Source organism: Halorussus litoreus (genome assembly GCF_003382685.1).
In the GTDB taxonomy this organism is placed as follows: domain Archaea; phylum Halobacteriota; class Halobacteria; order Halobacteriales; family Haladaptataceae; genus Halorussus; species Halorussus litoreus.
The window spans coordinates 1-15,972 of record NZ_QLVG01000063.1; the positions used below are offsets into that span (position 1 = coordinate 1).

Here is a 15,972-nt window from a genome sequence, read left to right on the forward strand (position 1 = left end):
CCGCCGCGGCCCCCCGCGGCGGTTCGCTCGACGCCGTGGAGTCGTTCCTCGACGACGAGGAGAAGGTGGCCGCCATCCGAGACCGCGCCCGCGAGGAAGCGAAGGAACGCGCCGAGCAGTGGGGGCTTGACGGCGAGCTGGAGTAATTCGGTCGGCCCGCGAACGGTCGCGGCGAGGCTACTCCGGGAATATCTTCCCGGGGTTGAGGATGCCCTCGGGGTCGAGCGCTTGCTTGACCGCCCGCATCGTCTCGACGGTCGCCTCGCCGTGCTCGTCGAGCATGTACGACTGCTTGCCGACGCCGATGCCGTGCTCGGCGGCCCCAGTCGGTCGGTCAGCGTCGGGTCTGGCGTCTGCGAACGACACCTGGCGACGAGATTATCATCGGGGCTGGCACCTCAAATCGTCGACCGGATGTTCGACCGCATCGCCGACATCCACGCCGCGGGGAAGACCGCCGTGCTGGTCGAACAGGACGTGTCGTCGGCCGCCACGGTCGCCGACCGGGTGTACACCCTCTCGAACGGCCACATCACGGCCGAGCACGCCGCCGAGGAGGTCGATCCCTCGGAGCTGAGCGCGTTCCGGAGTCCTGACTTCGCCCGCGCCGCACTCTTTTAACCGACGCTCGGAACGACCACAGTTCGTTCCATCGCCGCGTCCTCGCTGATCACCCGCATGTCGAACGCCACCGCGAGGACGTGGGTTCGACCGGCGCGCTCCTGTATCACCACGCCCTGCCGGACTTTGCAGTCGCCGAACTGCCGGTCCGGGCCGCCGGGGCAGTTCGCCGCCCGCCACGCCTCGGCCGCCGACTGGTTGTACCCGACCCGGTAGACGGTCCCCGACTCGACGCGCGAGGACCGCAGGGCGTCGAGTCTCGGCTCCAGCGCGATTCGGACCGACTCGACCGCGGCATCGCGGTCGTCCCACGCGAAGTCCGCGGGCGCGTCGCTCCCGGCGTCGTGGACCGCGCGAGCGAGCAGGCGGTCGGCGTTCTCTCCCGGCGACTCGTACTCCTCGCTGGCGGTCAAATCGCCGTGGTAGCCCAGCTGGAGGTACGCGACCACCACCGGCGCGAGCGCCACCGCGACCAGCGCGGCCGCGGCGAGCACGAGTTGGGCTCGCTCGCGGGTCGGCCTGCGGTCCGGCGGCGATGGATCGCCGCCGGACCGCAGGCCAACAGACCGACTATCGTTGGATTGCGCGCCGATTGAGGACGTCTCCCCAGTCACGCGTACCACACCTCGATAGTCACGTCGCCGTGCGCGGTGGTCACGGTCGTGGTCCCGACGGGAACGCCCGCGGGCTTCCGGAAGCCGACCGCGCCGTGGGGCGTCCCGACGCGGAACATCAGATTCTCCGGGAGGATGCGGGCCACCCGCCGGCCGAGTGCGTCTCGCTCGCGGTCGAACGCGCCGGGCGAGCGCACGACCTCCGCGAGTCGGGTCGTCCCGCCGTGGCGCGGTGATTCGCCGGCGAGCACGGTCGCGGCGTCCTCGGCGTACAGGTCGAGCTGGGCCGCGCGGTCGTCTGGCGAGGGCGCGCCGAGCGCGAACCCCATCGCGACCGCGAGCACGAGCACTGCGCCGACGCCCGCCTCGACGACCGACAGCGAGAGCTGTCCCCTCCGCGTCGGCTGCTCGCCCCGCGTCGGTTCCTCGTCCCGCGTCGGCTGCTCTTCCCGCGTCGGTTCCCCGCCCCGCATCGGTTCTCTCCTACGCATCGACGGTCACCGCCAGGACGGCCTTCCGCGTCTCCGCGGGGAAGTAGGTCAGGTCGAGCGTCCCGGTGGGGAGCGGGCCGTCGGTCTCGACGGTCAGGGTCGCGGTCTCGAACCGCGAGAGGTCGGCCTCGAATCGGCCGTCCAGCCCCGACTCGTTCCGCAGGACCACGCGGTCGTTCGCGCGGACGGCCGTGACGGTGGTCCCGTCGGGCGGCGATAGGGCGATCTCCACGCGGGGCGACCGGCGAGGGAGCGTCACCGTGGGGTCGACCGGCGACACCGAGGGCGTCAGCGTCACCGACTCGCGGTCCTCGACCAGGACGATCCGTCGAATCGTCGTCCCGCCGGACGGGTCGCCCGCGGTCGCGAGATTCTGATCGTCGAGCCTGACCGCAACGTCGACCTCCTCACCGAGCACGGGGAACTGCGCCCGGAGGCGGCTGGCGTTCATTTCCTCGACGATTTCGGCGTCGAGGACGTTCGCCCGCGCGGTCACGCTCGACTCCGAGTCGACCAGTCGCTCCGAGAGCGCGACCGCGGTCCGGCGCTGGTCGGCGTCGCGCTCGGCGCTCAGGTACGCTCGGTCGGCCATCCCGAGGCTCACCACCGTAACCGTGGTCACCACGAGGAGCGCGACCGCCAGCGCGGGGAGGTTCATCTGGGCGCGGCTCATCGGTCGCTCCCTCCGTCGTCCGGGCTTGCTTCGTCTCGGTCCCGACGTTCGGATTCGAGTCGGACCGCGAGCCCGTCACCGTCCGAACTCGTCCGGACCACCACGACCGCGGCCTCGCGGCTCGACCACTCGCCCGACACCGACTCGACCGTCGGCGGGAGCGCGAGCCTGACACTGCCGCCGATGCCCTCGCCGGGATGGTCGAGCACGAGCGAGCGATCCTCGACGCGGATGTCGTACTCGCTTCCGCCGAGCGTGTCGGGAAGCGTCACCTGCTGTCGAACCGCCACTCGTCGCGCGTCGGCCGGGACGGCCTGCTGGACGCGCTGGGCCGACTCGGCCAGCGCGCGCTCGCCGACCTCCGCGCCCGCCGCGGTCCGGTACTCGGGAACGACGCCACCGTAGAGTGTGGTCGAGAGCAGCGCGACGTAGAGGACGACCACGCTGGCCTCCAGCGCCTTCCCGACGACCGGCGCGAGGGCACGCCGGTCAGCTGGCGTGGAGGCACGCTCACCCGCCCGAGAGTCGCGTTCACGACCGCGGGCGCGGAGGTCTCCGCGCCCGCGGTCGTGAACGCAGTCGCGACTATCCACATCGCGACTATCCACGCCGCGACTATCCACACCGCGACTATCCACACCGCGACTATCCATGACGCACCTCCAGCCGCATGTCGTGGACCACGAGATACGCCGTGCGCTCGCCGGGGTAACTGGCGACCACGCTCACCACGCCGTCGTCGTCGAAGTCCCGGGTCGCCACCGTGGCGTTCTCGCGTTCGAAGTAGCGCCGCCACGCGCCGGGAGTCGCGGTCTCGACTGCGACGCGGTAGGTTCCCTCGCCGAGCGCCGCCCGGTGGTGCGAGACGTTCGTCTGCAGGAGTGCAGAGCCGCCGGCCACGCCGCTACCTGCGGCTTTGCTCCCCGCCACTGCTTCTCCACCGTTCACCGAGACGCCGACGGAGCCGTTGAGCTCCGGCGCGCCCACCACGAGGACGCCGCTCTCGGTCCCGTCTTCGGCCTCCCCATCGCCGTCGTGCCCACCTCCTCGCGAGGCGGTGATGGGCGGCGGGGTCCGCAGCACGGCGTTGTCGGGCGGGCCGCGGACGACCGCGCCCGCGAGGAACGCGACGCGGCGCTCGCCCGCGGTGAAGACGAGCGCGTCGACTTGGACGGGTCGGACGACGCCCGACTCGTTCAGCACCCGGAGGTCGCGCTCGACGGTCCGGAGCCGGCCCTCGGTGAACGACACTCGACCGCGGTGGACCCCGGTGGCCTCCACGGGGTCGAGCGCCGCGTCGAGGTCGGTCGCGACCCGGCTGGCGTCGGCTGCCGCGGCGTTGTCGTCCACGACCGAGCCGATGCCCGCGGTCAGCGTCCCGAGCGAGAGGACGACCACCCCGAGCAGGATAGCGACGCCGACGACGTTCGACTGGGCGCGGTCCCTGTTGCGGTTCGACTGGGCGCGAGCGGACGGGGAGGGGGAACCGCTGTCGTTCCGCCTCATATCATCCCAGCCCCCGCGAACACGAAGTGAGCGACGCCGACCAGCGCGCCCGAGTGGAGCAGCGCCTCGTAGCGACCCCGGCTGGCGTAGCCCGCGAACCAGCCGCAGGCCAGCATCGTGGCCTGCGTGACGACGTAGAACCGCCACCGGTCGCGCGCAGGCTGCACAGCGTCCGGGTCGAGCGCGACGCCGGCGTCCGCAGTCGAGACGGCCGAGAGCTGGGCGAAGCTGTCGAGCACGTAGCCGTTGATCGCGACCATGATGCCGACCACGAGCAACGCCGTGGTCCACCCCACGGCGACGTACACCAGCATGTTCGACCGCAGGGCTTTCTTCTCGTGGTAGAGCCGACCGATCTCGGCCTGCAGCGTCTCGAACACGGCCTCGGCGTCCCCGCCGGCGTCGAGCGCGCCCGTCACCAGCCCGATGGTCTGGTCGGCCAGCGGGGTCCCGACGCGGTCGACGAACTGCGAGAGCGCGGCGGTCTGGAGGTCGCCGCCCCGGGTCGTGAGGTTGGCGTTGAACGCCAGATCCGCCACGTCGTCGTTGAGCGCGCCGAGGTCCACGTCGCGTGACACCCGCTCGACCGCGGTCGGGAACGGCCGCCCGAGGCTGACGTGGCCCGACACCGCGTGGACGAAGTCCTTGATCTCCCGATCCTTCGCGTCGTCGAGGCGCGCCCGCCGGAGGGCGATCAGCCCGACCGGCACCGCGGCAGCGACGTACGCGAGCAGGCCAGCCACGATGGGGCGATAGCCGACCGCGCCGAGGCCGACGCCGAGCAAGGCCGCAATCGGGGCGAATACCACCAGCGCGCCCGCGGGGTTCCGGAACGCGGTCGCGAGCGTGGCGAGCGCGCTCTCCGGTCGCTCGTAGCTCGGCCCGGACTGGTCGGGCGGCCGGAGCGATTCGACGACGAGCGCGGCGACCCCGCCGACGACGAGGATGAACGCCGCGCTCCCGTAGACCAGCAGCGCGCGAACAGACGTGGTGCCGAACGGCGTGGCGGTCGGCGCGCTCAGGCCGGGTGAGAGCACGCTCATCACGGTGACGATGATGACCAGCAGCGCGGGCAACACGAGCAGGACGACGAACATCTCCGCGAGCAGTTCGAGGAAGTCGCTGGCCTGTTCGCGCGAGCGAGCCTGCCGGTTGCTCAGCATCCGGCTCTCCATCTGGAGGTACTGGTCGAGCGCGTCCGGTCCCTGTGCGGCGTGCTCGCGGAACTTCACGAGGAACGGCGCGAGCGCGTCCCGCGAGGGAGTGTCCCGGGCCACGAGTCGCAGGCCCTCGTCGAGGCTCCCGGTCAGCGTGGCCTTGTTGAGCGCCGTGCGGAAGGCGACCGCCGTCTCGCCGTAGGCTCCCCGGCGGTCGGCCACCTTCCGGAGCATGGCCGCGTCGTCGTCGCTCCCCGACGAGAGCGCGTGGAGGTATCGCACCGCGCCGGGTAGCGTCGCCTCGATGCTCGACTGGCGCGCGCTCGCGGCCCACTGGAGGTAGCGCCCGCCGAGCGCGACCGTGGCGCGTTTCCCGGCGAGTCCGACCCCGAGCCCCGTGAGCGCCGCGAGCGCGGTCCGCGAGAGGTACGGGAACGTGACGATCTCGAGACCGGGGACGCCCCGGCGGACGAATCCCACTGTCGCCGCGACCGTGGCGTCCGGGAGCGCGAGCGCGACGGCGAACGTCCAGCCGGCAGCGAGCGCGAACGCCAGCCACGACAGGCCGTACGTTCTGGCGAGGAACACGTCGAAGCTCGTGGAGACATCGGTCGCGCGGTAGCGCTTCCGGTCGGCGTCGTGGTGGTCGCTGTCGGCGTGTCTGGAGAACAGCGCGTAGAGCGCGCGGTCGAGGACCGAGAGCGAACGCATCTGACTCGCCCCGACGTCCGCGTCTACGGCTTCGGGTCTGTCTGTAACCGTCACACTTCACCCCGCTTCGCCCGCTCGACCGTCGCGGCCTCGTTCGTCTGCAAGTCCGACAGGAACTCGAATAGGTCCGCGAAGTCGTCCGTCCCCTCCTGTTCGAGATACTGCACGTAGCCATGCTTGCGGTGGAACTCGTTCTCGACTTCCTCGACCGACCGGTCCGTGCGCTCGGCCAACCGATGGAAGAAGCGGTGGCGGAGATCCGTCCCTCGTTCCGATCCCTCGCCATCGCTCAGCCGCGGATGGTCGTACGCCATCCGGTACTCGCCGTCGGTGTCCCGCCGCGCGACCGTGTTCCAGTACACCGTGGCGTCGTCCTTCTGGATGGCTCCGCGGCGCGCGCTACTCGTTTCTGCGGCGTTCGCCCCCGACCCCGCCAACTCCTCGTACTCGGACTGCGAGAGCAGTTCGACCACCTCCCCGACGTACCGGTCGCCGTCGACCTTCCGGGGGAACACCACGAGGTCGATCTCCCGGAGGAGGTGGAGCGGGAGGTCCTGCTCGACCACGCGATTCACGAGTTTCTCCACGTCCTCGGCGTGGGTCGTGCCGACGATGCCGTGGCCCGTGTTCAGGCTCTCGGCGAAGGTCCGGAAGCTCGCGGGCGTGTTGATCTCGGCGATGACCTCCACGTCTGGGTTGAGGTAGTTGCACTCGGTCATGAGGTCGGCCATCGTGACGCGCTTGTAGTCGCTCTCGTGGTCGCGCGTGGTGAGCGAGACGCCGGTCTCGTGGGGAAGCCTGACCTCCCGCGAGCCCTCGTCGATGGAGATGGGCCGGTCGCGGTAGGGAATAAATGGCATATGCGCATTCATAAGTGTCGTTTTTCCAACACCTGTCGGCCCCGCGAACAGCACGACGCCGTGGTGTTCGTACGCCTGCCAGAGCAGGGTGACGATCTCGGTCGAGAGGCTGTTCGAGTCGAGCAGGTCGACGGGGGTCATCGCCTCGGGAGCCTGCTTGCGGATGGAGATGTGCGGGCCGTCCTCGCTGATGACCCCGAGTGCCACCGCGGCGCGGATGGTCGTCCCCCCGGGTACGCCGTCAGGTCGGAGGTTCACCTTCGCACTCGGATTCGAGGCGTTGAGCTCCGTGCCGTCGCTGGCGGCCATCCCCGTCACGACGTTGGCGAACGCGGCCTCGTCCTCGAAGGTGAGGTTGGTCGGCACGCGCTCGCCGTGGCCGATCGCCCGTCCGCGGGGCACCACCTTGATGCGCTCGCCGACGCGGTTCGCCTCCACGTCCTCCAGCAGGTCGTCTCGGATGGGAATCGTGAGCTTGCCATGACCGACGAAGTCCCGCATCACGTAGTACACCAGATCCGACAGCCGGTCGGTCGAGAACCGGTGGTCGACCGGCGGGACCGCCAGATCGTACTCGGCGAGCGCGGTCCGGGCGCGGTAGGTCACCGCGTCGACCCACGCTCGGGTGTTGCGCGCGGTGAGCCGCCGAGAGAGGAAGGTCCGGGCGCGCTCGCGGACGAACCCCGCGCGGTCCTCGACCACGCCGTCGACGTTGGTCTCCCAGATGCGATCTTTGCACTCCTCGATAAGTGCCTCGTCGCCGGGCAACAAATCGGGCTCCTGGACCGCGTACTTCGTCGTAAAGGAGTCGTTGGCCAGCAGGTGCTCGCGATAGATGACTACCGGTATCCGGAACTCCCGGAACTCGACGATGTGGGTCTCGACGCGCTCGCTGGCGAACCGCTCCAGATAGTCGGCGTCGGTTGGGACCCGGGTGTCGGCCGGCGCGTAGTCGTCGGTGTGGACCACGAGCGTCTCGCCCGCGGCGTCAGCCACCTCGATGTCGTCGTCGAGCGCGAGCGGGGTCAGTGCGCCGAGACACCGGAGATTCCGCAGCGCGTAGTACTCGACGCGCCGCCGCGCGCCCGGCGGCAGGTCGGTCAACCGGTCGACGATGCGACGGTACTTCGGGTCGAATCCGGCGGTCATGCGCTCGTTCGCGCCCTCGCGCGTCAGCGGCCGCGCGAGGTTGGCGTCGCCGAAGTGGCTCTCCACGCGGTCGAGCGCGTCCCGGCCCGCGGGCGACAGCACTGGCTCTCGAACGCGGTAGTCGAACCCGTCGTCGGTCTCCACGACGGTCGCCACCACGTCGGGGTGGAGTTCGTACTGCGCGCGGACCTCCTCGGCGTACCACGCGTCGGGATCGTCGGGCGGTTTCGGCGACGGCACTCTCGGCGGCCCGGTCGCGCCGGTTCGATTCCCGCTCGGCGTCGTCTCGCTCATGCGAATTTTTCGTTCCGCTTTCGTATTTAAATTTTTAGTTAGGGCCGTTTCGGGGCCGGAACTGCGCGGCCGGAGTCTCCAGCCACGGGATTTCCGCAATCGCTAGCCCCCACCGCTTCCGCAAGCGCCAGCTATTACCTCCCTAGGCGAGAGTTGGAACCTATGAGTCACCGCGACACGAACGACCGTCACAGTCATCGTCTCCGCGGAGGACGGCCGTCGTGACCGACCGGATCCGCGTCGGCGCGGACGTGGGCGGCACCTTCACCGACGTGGTCCTCCTGACTCCCGAGGACCGCCTCGTCACCGCGAAGGTCCCGACCACCGACGACCAAAGCGAAGGCGTCCTGGCGGGCGTCCGGAGGGCCTGCGAGACGGCCGATCTCGATCCCGAGTCCGTCGACGCGTTCTCGCACGCGATGACGGTGTCGACCAACGCACTCCTCGAAGAGACTGGCGCGACGACCGCGCTCGTCACCACCGAGGGATTCCGCGACGTGCTGGAGATCGGCCGACAGGACCGCCCCGCGCTGTACGACCTCGACGCCGACCAGCCCGACCCCATCGTCCCCCGGCGCAGGCGCTTCGAGGTCGCCGAGCGCGCGACGACGGAGGGAATCGAGCGCGAGGTCGAGGAGCGGGCAGTCCGCGATCTCGCCGACGAAATCCGATCCGCGGACGCCGAGAGCGTGGCGGTGTCGCTGCTCCACGCGTACGCCCACCCGGAGAACGAGCGCCGGGTCGCCGAAATCCTGCGCGAGGAACTCGACGCGCCCGTCTCGGCGTCCCACGAGGTGCTCGCGGCGTTCCGGGAGTACGAACGCACCGCCACGACAGCCGTGGACGCCTACGTCGCGCCGACCATCGACGACTACCTCGGCCGGCTGGTCGAGCGCGCCCGCGACGCCGGACTCCCCGCACCGCTGGTGATGCAGTCGAACGGCGGCATCGCCGACGCCGGAACCGTCCGCGAGCGCGCCGTGACGACCTGCCTCTCGGGGCCCGCCGCGGGCGTCGTCGGCGCGAGCGCCACGGCGGACCCCGCGGTGAGCGAGCCCGCCGGAGAAGCCGCCGACACGTCCGGCCTCGTCACCTTCGACATGGGCGGGACCTCCAGCGACGTGAGCCTCGTCCGGGACGGGGAGGTCGAGCGCACGACCGAGGCCGAGATCGGCGGCCGGCCCGTGGGCGTCCCGATGGTCGACGTGACGACCGTGGGCGCGGGCGGCGGGAGCGTCGCGCGGGTGGACGCGGGCGGCGCGCTCCGCGTGGGTCCCGAGTCGGCGGGCGCGGACCCCGGCCCGGCGTGCTACGGCCGCGGGGGAACCGAACCTACCGTCACCGACGCCGACCTCGTGCTGGGCTACCTCGGGGACGACACCGCGCTCGGTGGCGACCTCTCGCTGGACGCCGAGGCGGCCCGCGAGGCGCTCGCCGACCTCGCCGAGTGCGCCGGGCTCTCGGGACCGACCGAGGCGGCCCGCGGGGTCTACCGCGTGGCGAACGCCGCGATGACGCGGGCCATCCGCGCGGTCACGGTCGAGCGCGGCCACGACCCGCGTAACTTCGCGCTGGCGGCGTTCGGCGGCGCGGGACCGATGCACGCCGCCGCGCTGGCCGACCGCCTCGACGTGAGCCGAGTCGTAGTCCCGCGGGCCTGCGGGGTGCTGTCGGCGTTCGGCCTGCTCGCGGCCGACGAGACCAGCGACGCAGTCCGGACCTACCGCGCACCGCTCGACGACGTGGACCCGGACGCGGTCGCGCAGGTCCTCGCGCGCCTCGCCGGCGAGGCGCGCGAGGACCTGCGCGAGCCTGCGATGGCCGATCTCGACCGTCGCGCGGAGCTCCGCTACGCCGGCCAGAGCTTCGAGCTGACCGTGGAGGTTGGCAAGCGCTTCGACCCCGAGGCCGTCGCCGAGCGGTTCCACGCGGCCCACGAGACGGCGTACGGCTACCGGATGGACGAGGCGGTCGAAATCGTGGGGCTTCGAGTCCGCGCGACGGTCGCGCGCGAGACGCCCGCGGTCGCGTACGCCGCCGAGGGCGAAGCCCGGACCGGCGAGCGCGAGGCCGTCTTCGGCGAGGCGGTCCGCGAGACGCCGGTGTACCGCCGGGCGGGGCTCGCTGCCGGTCGGACGGTCGCGGGACCGGCCATCTGCGAGCAGGCCGACAGCACCGTGGTCGTTCCGCCGGGCTGGCGAGCCGAGGTGCGCGCCGACGGAACGCTAGTGCTCGAATCCGACGACGACGGGGGCGAGTCATGACCTCGCTGGACCCCGTGGAACTGGAAATCCTCCGCAACCAGTTCGAAAGCGTCGCCGAGGAGATGGGACAGGTGCTGATTCGCGGGGCGTACTCGCCCAACGTCAAGGAGCGACAGGACTGCTCGACCGCGCTGTTCGACGCCGAGGGCCGGATGGTCGCGCAGGCCGAGCACATTCCGGTCCACCTCGGCGCGATGCCAGAGGCCGTCGAGAGCGTGCTGGAACTCGACCCCGAGCCCGGCGACACGTTCGTCGTCAACGACCCCTTCGCGGGCGGCACCCACCTGCCGGACGTGACGCTGGTGTCCGCGCTCGCGCCGGAATCGCCGACTGCCGATTCCGGCGCGAGCGCGTCCAAGGAACGCGACATCATCGGCTACGCGGTCTCGCGCGCCCACCACGCCGACGTCGGCGGGATGACGCCGGGCAGCATGCCCGCCGACTCCCGCGAGGTGTACCAAGAGGGCCTGCGGATCCCGCCGGTCAGGCTGGTCGCGGACGGCGAGGTGAACGAGGACGTGCGCGACCTCCTGCTCGCCAACGTCCGGACGCCCGACGAGCGCCGGGCCGACCTCCGAGCTCAGTTGGCCGCCAACGACCGCGCGGAGGAGCGACTCGGCGAACTGCTCGCCGACCACGGCGACCGACTGCACGAGGCGTTCGACGCCGTCATCGACTACTCGCGCGAACGCGTCGAGAGCGAACTCGCGGCCCTGCCGGACGGCGAGTACCGCGCTCGGGACGTGCTGGAGGGCGACGGCGTGAGCGACGACGATATCCCTGTCGAGGCGACGGTCGAGATCGACGGCTGCTCGCTCGCGGTCGACTTCGCGGGCACGGCCGAGCAGGTGCCGGGCAACCTGAACGCCCCGCTCGCGGTCGCCAAGAGCGCGGTGTACTTCGTGGTCCGCTGTGTCACCGACCCCGAGATTCCGCCGAACCGCGGCTGCTACGATCCCGTCGAGGTCCGTGCGCCCGCGGGAAGTCTGCTGAATCCCGCGCTGCCCGCCGCGGTCGTCGGGGGCAACGTCGAGACCAGCCAGCGCGTGACCGACGTGGTGTTCCGCGCGCTCGCCGACGGGGTGCCGGAGCGCGTCCCCGCGGCGGGTCAGGGGACGATGAACAACCTGATCATCGGGAACCGCGGTGGTTCCGGGGATGCGGAGAGTGGCAGTGGTTCCAGGGGTGTGGAGAGTGGCAGTGATTCCGAGGGTGAGGAGAACGGCGGCGCGTTCACTTACTACGAGACCATCGGCGGCGGGTTCGGCGCGCGCTCGACGAAAGACGGCATGGACGGCGTGCAGGTCGGGATGACCAACACGCTCAACACGCCGGTCGAAGCCCTCGAAGCCGAGTACCCGCTGCGGGTCGTCCGCTACGCGCTCCGCCCCGACAGCGGTGGCGACGGTGCGTTCCGCGGTGGTCTCGGACTGGAGCGGACGGTCACGGTCGAGACCGACGCGACGGTCTCGCTGCTCACCGAGCGCCGGCGACGCGCGCCGCAGGGGCTGGCTGGCGGCGAGCCCGGCGCGCTCGGCGAGAACCGCGTCGACGGCGAGCGCGTCGGCGCGAAGCAAACGGTGGAAGTTCCGGCCGGGACGACCGTGTCGGTGCTGACGCCCGGCGGCGGCGGTCACGGTGAACCCGAGAATCGGGATGCTGAGGCGAGAGAGCGCGACCGCGCAGACGGGAAGGTGACCGAAGAGGAGTGAGTGAAGGGCGGGTCAACGTTACGGCACGAAAAGAGACCGAACTATTCCGGGCGAAACACCGAGAAACGAAATCGAATCTCGGGGAAGAGGCGGAACCCCTAAGTTATCAATCCTGCTACCTCACCTCGTGGACCGCGAAACCGTACGACCGGTCGCCCTCGCGCTGCTGGCAGTCGTCGCCCTCGGGCTGGCCGCCGCGACGCTCGACTCGACAGTCGTGATGGACGATTCCGGCGGCTTCGGCTTCGGCCCGGCGAGCCCCGACGCCGGCTCGCCGGGCGGTCAACAGCCGGAGTTCGCACTTGGCAACCAGTCCGCGGAGGCCGGCGGGCTGTCGATGGACTTCCCGTGCTATCCCGTCCTCGACGAGTGGTGGGCCATCGCGGCCATCCTCGGCGCCTTCGCGCTCGGAGCCTACGTCGCCTACAGGAAGGTCGGAACGCTCGGCGTGATCGCCTTCGTCGGGCCCGTGGGCATCCCCGTGCTGTTCGTCCACTCGCTACTCACGCTCTGTAGCCTGCCTGCGCCCGAGGCCAGCAACTCGCTGTTCGACGCGGGCAACATGTCGGTCGTCCCCGACGGCGGAAGCGGCGCACCGGGGAGCGGCACTGGGACGAGCGTCACCGACCCCTCGTTCCTCCTGATGGCCGGACTAGCCATTGCGCTGCTCGCTGCGGTCGCGCTGCTGTTCGTCTCCTCCAGCGGCGACGACCCCGACCACGAAGAGCCGGCTCCCGAACCCGAGCCCGAGCAGGACGTGGCCGCGGTCGGCCGGGCCGCGGGCGAGGCCGCCGACCGGATCGAGTCGAGCACCGACGTGGACAACGAGGTGTTCCGGGCGTGGCGCGAGATGACCGAGCACCTCCGCGTGTCGAACCCCGAGTCGAGCACGCCCGCGGAGTTCGCCGCCGCGGCGGTCGACGCCGGGATGGCCCGCGAGGACGTCGAAGAGCTCACCTCGCTGTTCGAGGCGGTGCGCTACGGCGGCGAGTCGGCGACCGAGGAGCGCGAGCGCCGGGCGCTCGACGCGCTCCGGCGAATCGAGCGCGAGTACGCGGAGGACGAGGTATGAACGACGACCACCCCGTCCTGACGACCGTCGGGATCGCCGCGGTCGCGCTGGGCGTGCTGATGGTGGTCCAGCCCGGGCTGGCTGCCACCATCGGCGTCGACTACGCCGCAGTGCTACTCATCGGCGTGATCGCGCTGGTCCAAGGGCTCCGGGTCGCTCGCGCCCGACAGCGCAGCGAGATCCGCAGTGCCGAGACGCCCGACGTGGAGACCGTCGAGACGATGCCGACGCCCGGCGACGAGTTCGACGAGACGGTCGCCAGCCTCCGGTCGGGTCCCCGCCGGGTGCTCATCCGCGAGCGGGCGGACCTCCGCGAGACGCTCGAAGACGCCGCGATCACCGCGGTCGCCGACCGCGAGAACTGCTCGCGCGAGGCCGCGGGCGAACTCATCGAGGATGGCTCGTGGACTGACGACGTTCACGCCGCGGCGCTGCTGGGCGGCTCGGCGGCCCCGAGCCCGCCGCTGTTCGACCGGCTGAAGCTGGCGGCCAGCGCCCAGTCGTCGTTCCAGTTCCGCGTCCGCCGGACCGCCGACGCCGTGGCCCGCGCGGCGGACGTCGTCGCGGACGAGGACGACTCCGATGAGGGAGCTATCGGCGAAGGCAGTTCCGACGAAGACGATTCCGACCACGGGGCGACCGGCGACGATGGGTCCTCCTCGAACTCTTCGTCCTCGAACACGTCCTCCGTGGCCGCGTCCGGCGGCGAAGCCGCGGCTTCGCCGCCGGACGCGGCCGCGGAGGGGACGGACGGTCGAGCCGAACGCGGCAGTCGTCCGGGACGCGGCGGCGAGTCGGATGCGAAGAGCGACCCCGATCAGTCCAACGCCGACCGGTGGGACCCCGAACGGTCCAACCGCGACCAGTCCGACGGGGAGCGGAGGGTCGATGCGTGAGTTCCATCCGACCGACCAACCGGTGGCGCGGCGTCAGCGCGGTCGCGCTGCTCGCGGGCGCGCTCGGCGTGATGTTCAATCGACCGCTCGTCCTGCTGTCGGGCGTGGTCGGCGTCGCGTTCGCGGCGTACGCCCGGACTGCGAGCGCCCCGGACGTCTCGCTCGACGTGACCCGGACCGTGAGCGACGACGAGCCGCTGCCGGGCGACGAGGTCACGGTCCGACTGCGCGTCGAGAACGTCGGCGACGCGATGTTGCCCGACCTCCGCATCGTCGATGGCGTGACCGACGCCCTGCCCGTGAGCAGCGGGTCGGCGCGGCTCGGGACCGCGCTCCGGCCCGGCAAGGCCGCCCAGCTCTCGTACACCGTGACGGCCGAGCGGGGCGACCACGAGTTCGACCCCGTGACCGTCGTCGCGCGGGACTTCAGCGGCGCGACCGAGGTCGAGGCCGAGGTCGAGTGCGAGACCGCCCTGCGGTGCGTGCCGAAGCTCGGGACCACCGTGGACGTGCCGCTGCGCGCCCAGACCACCCAGTACACCGGTCGCGTCACGACCGACGTGGGCGGGTCGGGCGTGGAGTTCCACGCCACGCGGGAGTACCGGCGGGGCGACCCGCTCTCGCGGGTGGACTGGAACCGGCTCGCGCGCACGGGCGACCTCACCACGGTCGAGTTCCGCGAAGAGCGGGCAGCCAGCGTGGTCGTGCTGGTCGACACCCGCGAGAAGGCCTACCTCGCCCGCGAGGACGACGAGCGCAACGCGGTCCAGTTCGGCGTCGACGCCGCGGGCAAGATGCTGACGAAGCTCCTCGACGCGGGCGACCGCGTGGGACTGGCCTCGCTCGGCCCCGAGACGTGCTGGCTCTCGCCGGGGTCGGGCCACGACCACAAGGCCCGAGCCCGCGACCTGCTGGCGACCCACCCGACGTTCTCCCCGGTCCCCTCCGAGGAGATGTTCTACCCGACCACGCGGCTCAAGGCGCTCCGCAAGCGCCTGCCCCCGTCATCGCAGGTGGTGTTCGTCACGCCGCTGTGCGACGACTTCGGCGCGGAAGTCTCCCGGCGGCTCGACGCACAGGGCCACCTCGTGACCGTCGTGAGCCCCGACCCGACGGCCACGGGGACGCCGGGCCAGCGGTTCGCCCGGACCCAGCGCAAGCATCGCATCTCGACGCTCCGGTCGAGCGGCGTCCGTGTCGTCGACTGGGACACCGACGAAGCGTTCGGCGTCGCACTTGCGCGGACAGCCCGCGTCAGGAGGGCGAGCGCATGAGCGCCCGCGAGATCGACCGGTCGCCCGCCATGCTCTCGTCGGCGCTGGCGATCACCGCGGCCGGCCTCGCGGCTGGCACCAGCGCGCTCACGTCCTCGCTGGGACTCGCGGGAGCCGGCACCGGCTTCGTGCTCGTCCTCGCGGGCGTACTCCGGGGCTCGCGGCGCGCCATCACCCTCGGCTCGGTGGCGCTGCTGGTCGGCGCGCTCGTCGGCGGCCTCGCTTCGGGCGCGCCGTATCTGCTCCTGCCGGGCGTGATGGCGACCGTGCTGGCGTGGGACCTCGGCGAGCAGGCCATCAACGTGGGCGAGCAGCTGGGTAGGGAAGCTGATACGTTCCAGCTGGAGGCGACCCACGCGGCCGCGAGCACGGTGGTCGCTGTCGGGGCTGGCGGGCTGGGCTACGGCATCTACCTGTTCGCGTCGGGCGGCCAGCCGGTGACCGCGCTCGTCTTCCTCCTGCTCGCGGTCGTGGTGCTGACCTCCGCACTCCGGAACTGACCCGCGATTTTCCCGCTTCGCGTCGCTTACTGATTTCTTCGGGTGGTACGTGCGTGGGGATGTTGAACAACGGGACATGCACCGGTGAATTTCCAATCGGCGTGCGCTGGTTTTCACATTCCAGCCGGCGCGCGCTGCGCGGCGTCTCGGCGAGCGTCGCGAGCCGAGGCTCGTGGGA

At 71.4% G+C, this 15,972-nt stretch carries 15 protein-coding genes; 7 read left to right on the forward strand and 8 right to left on the reverse strand.

Annotation, left to right across the window (positions count from 1 at the left end; translation table 11 throughout):
- Window positions 1-177 precede the first annotated feature (177 nt).
- Window positions 178-366 carry an FAD-binding oxidoreductase gene (locus tag DPQ64_RS16530; protein WP_394338837.1) on the reverse strand — a complete coding sequence of 63 codons (189 nt, stop codon included), beginning with the start codon at window positions 364-366 and terminating at the stop codon, window positions 178-180.
- 48 nt (window positions 367-414) lie between these two features.
- Between DPQ64_RS16530 and DPQ64_RS16535 the strand changes: the two genes are divergently transcribed.
- Complete coding sequence (locus DPQ64_RS16535) at window positions 415-621, forward strand: ATP-binding cassette domain-containing protein (RefSeq protein ID WP_115865413.1); 207 nt, start codon at window positions 415-417, stop codon at window positions 619-621.
- Here the strand turns inward: DPQ64_RS16535 and DPQ64_RS16540 are convergent.
- The 7 genes from DPQ64_RS16540 to DPQ64_RS16570 are packed head-to-tail and all read right to left on the reverse strand — an operon-like array spanning window position 618 to window position 8,076.
- A complete protein-coding gene (locus DPQ64_RS16540) occupies window positions 618-1,235 on the reverse strand; it encodes a DUF7261 family protein (RefSeq protein ID WP_232820612.1) in 618 nt (205 codons plus the stop codon). The two genes, DPQ64_RS16535 and DPQ64_RS16540, sit on opposite strands and share 4 nt — an antisense overlap.
- Entirely contained in the window at window positions 1,232-1,708 is a 477-nt protein-coding gene (locus DPQ64_RS16545; RefSeq protein ID WP_449272265.1) for a DUF7262 family protein, read from the reverse strand. The genes DPQ64_RS16540 and DPQ64_RS16545 overlap by 4 nt, the downstream gene beginning before the upstream one ends.
- Before the next feature lie 10 nt (window positions 1,709-1,718).
- The gene (locus tag DPQ64_RS16550; RefSeq protein WP_115865414.1) at window positions 1,719-2,399 is read right to left on the reverse strand and encodes a DUF7263 family protein; all 681 of its coding nucleotides are present in this window, start codon (window positions 2,397-2,399) and stop codon (window positions 1,719-1,721) included.
- Entirely contained in the window at window positions 2,396-2,992 is a 597-nt protein-coding gene (locus tag DPQ64_RS16555; protein ID WP_198662172.1) for a DUF7266 family protein, read from the reverse strand. The genes DPQ64_RS16550 and DPQ64_RS16555 overlap by 4 nt, the downstream gene beginning before the upstream one ends.
- A 52-nt stretch (window positions 2,993-3,044) precedes the next feature.
- Window positions 3,045-3,905, reverse strand: coding sequence for a DUF7289 family protein (locus tag DPQ64_RS16560; RefSeq protein ID WP_115865415.1), 861 nt, complete (start codon window positions 3,903-3,905; stop codon window positions 3,045-3,047).
- Entirely contained in the window at window positions 3,902-5,773 is a 1,872-nt protein-coding gene (locus DPQ64_RS16565; RefSeq protein WP_115865416.1) for a type II secretion system F family protein, read from the reverse strand. Before DPQ64_RS16565 ends, DPQ64_RS16560 begins: the two co-directional genes overlap by 4 nt.
- Window positions 5,774-5,823: 50 nt before the next feature.
- On the reverse strand, window positions 5,824-8,076 hold the full coding sequence (locus tag DPQ64_RS16570; protein WP_115865417.1) for a type II/IV secretion system ATPase subunit: 2,253 nt from the start codon (window positions 8,074-8,076) through the stop codon (window positions 5,824-5,826).
- 221 nt (window positions 8,077-8,297) lie between these two features.
- Here DPQ64_RS16570 and DPQ64_RS16575 point away from each other — a divergent pair, with 221 nt between their 5' ends.
- The 6 genes from DPQ64_RS16575 to DPQ64_RS16600 all read left to right on the forward strand — a co-directional run bounded on the left by DPQ64_RS16575 (window position 8,298) and on the right by DPQ64_RS16600 (window position 15,794).
- The gene (locus DPQ64_RS16575; protein ID WP_115865418.1) at window positions 8,298-10,340 is read left to right on the forward strand and encodes a hydantoinase/oxoprolinase family protein; all 2,043 of its coding nucleotides are present in this window, start codon (window positions 8,298-8,300) and stop codon (window positions 10,338-10,340) included.
- Window positions 10,337-12,052 (forward strand): hydantoinase B/oxoprolinase family protein, encoded by a 1,716-nt coding sequence (locus DPQ64_RS16580; protein ID WP_115865419.1) that lies wholly within the window; start codon window positions 10,337-10,339, stop codon window positions 12,050-12,052. Before DPQ64_RS16575 ends, DPQ64_RS16580 begins: the two co-directional genes overlap by 4 nt.
- Before the next feature lie 127 nt (window positions 12,053-12,179).
- A complete protein-coding gene (locus DPQ64_RS16585; protein ID WP_115865420.1) occupies window positions 12,180-13,124 on the forward strand; it encodes a DUF4129 domain-containing protein in 945 nt (314 codons plus the stop codon).
- Window positions 13,121-14,020 carry a DUF308 domain-containing protein gene (locus DPQ64_RS16590; protein WP_115865421.1) on the forward strand — a complete coding sequence of 300 codons (900 nt, stop codon included), beginning with the start codon at window positions 13,121-13,123 and terminating at the stop codon, window positions 14,018-14,020. Before DPQ64_RS16585 ends, DPQ64_RS16590 begins: the two co-directional genes overlap by 4 nt.
- Window positions 14,017-15,294 (forward strand): DUF58 domain-containing protein, encoded by a 1,278-nt coding sequence (locus tag DPQ64_RS16595; protein WP_115865422.1) that lies wholly within the window; start codon window positions 14,017-14,019, stop codon window positions 15,292-15,294. The genes DPQ64_RS16590 and DPQ64_RS16595 overlap by 4 nt, the downstream gene beginning before the upstream one ends.
- Entirely contained in the window at window positions 15,291-15,794 is a 504-nt protein-coding gene (locus tag DPQ64_RS16600; protein WP_115865423.1) for a DUF7519 family protein, read from the forward strand. The genes DPQ64_RS16595 and DPQ64_RS16600 overlap by 4 nt, the downstream gene beginning before the upstream one ends.
- The last annotated feature ends 178 nt before the right edge of the window (window positions 15,795-15,972 follow it).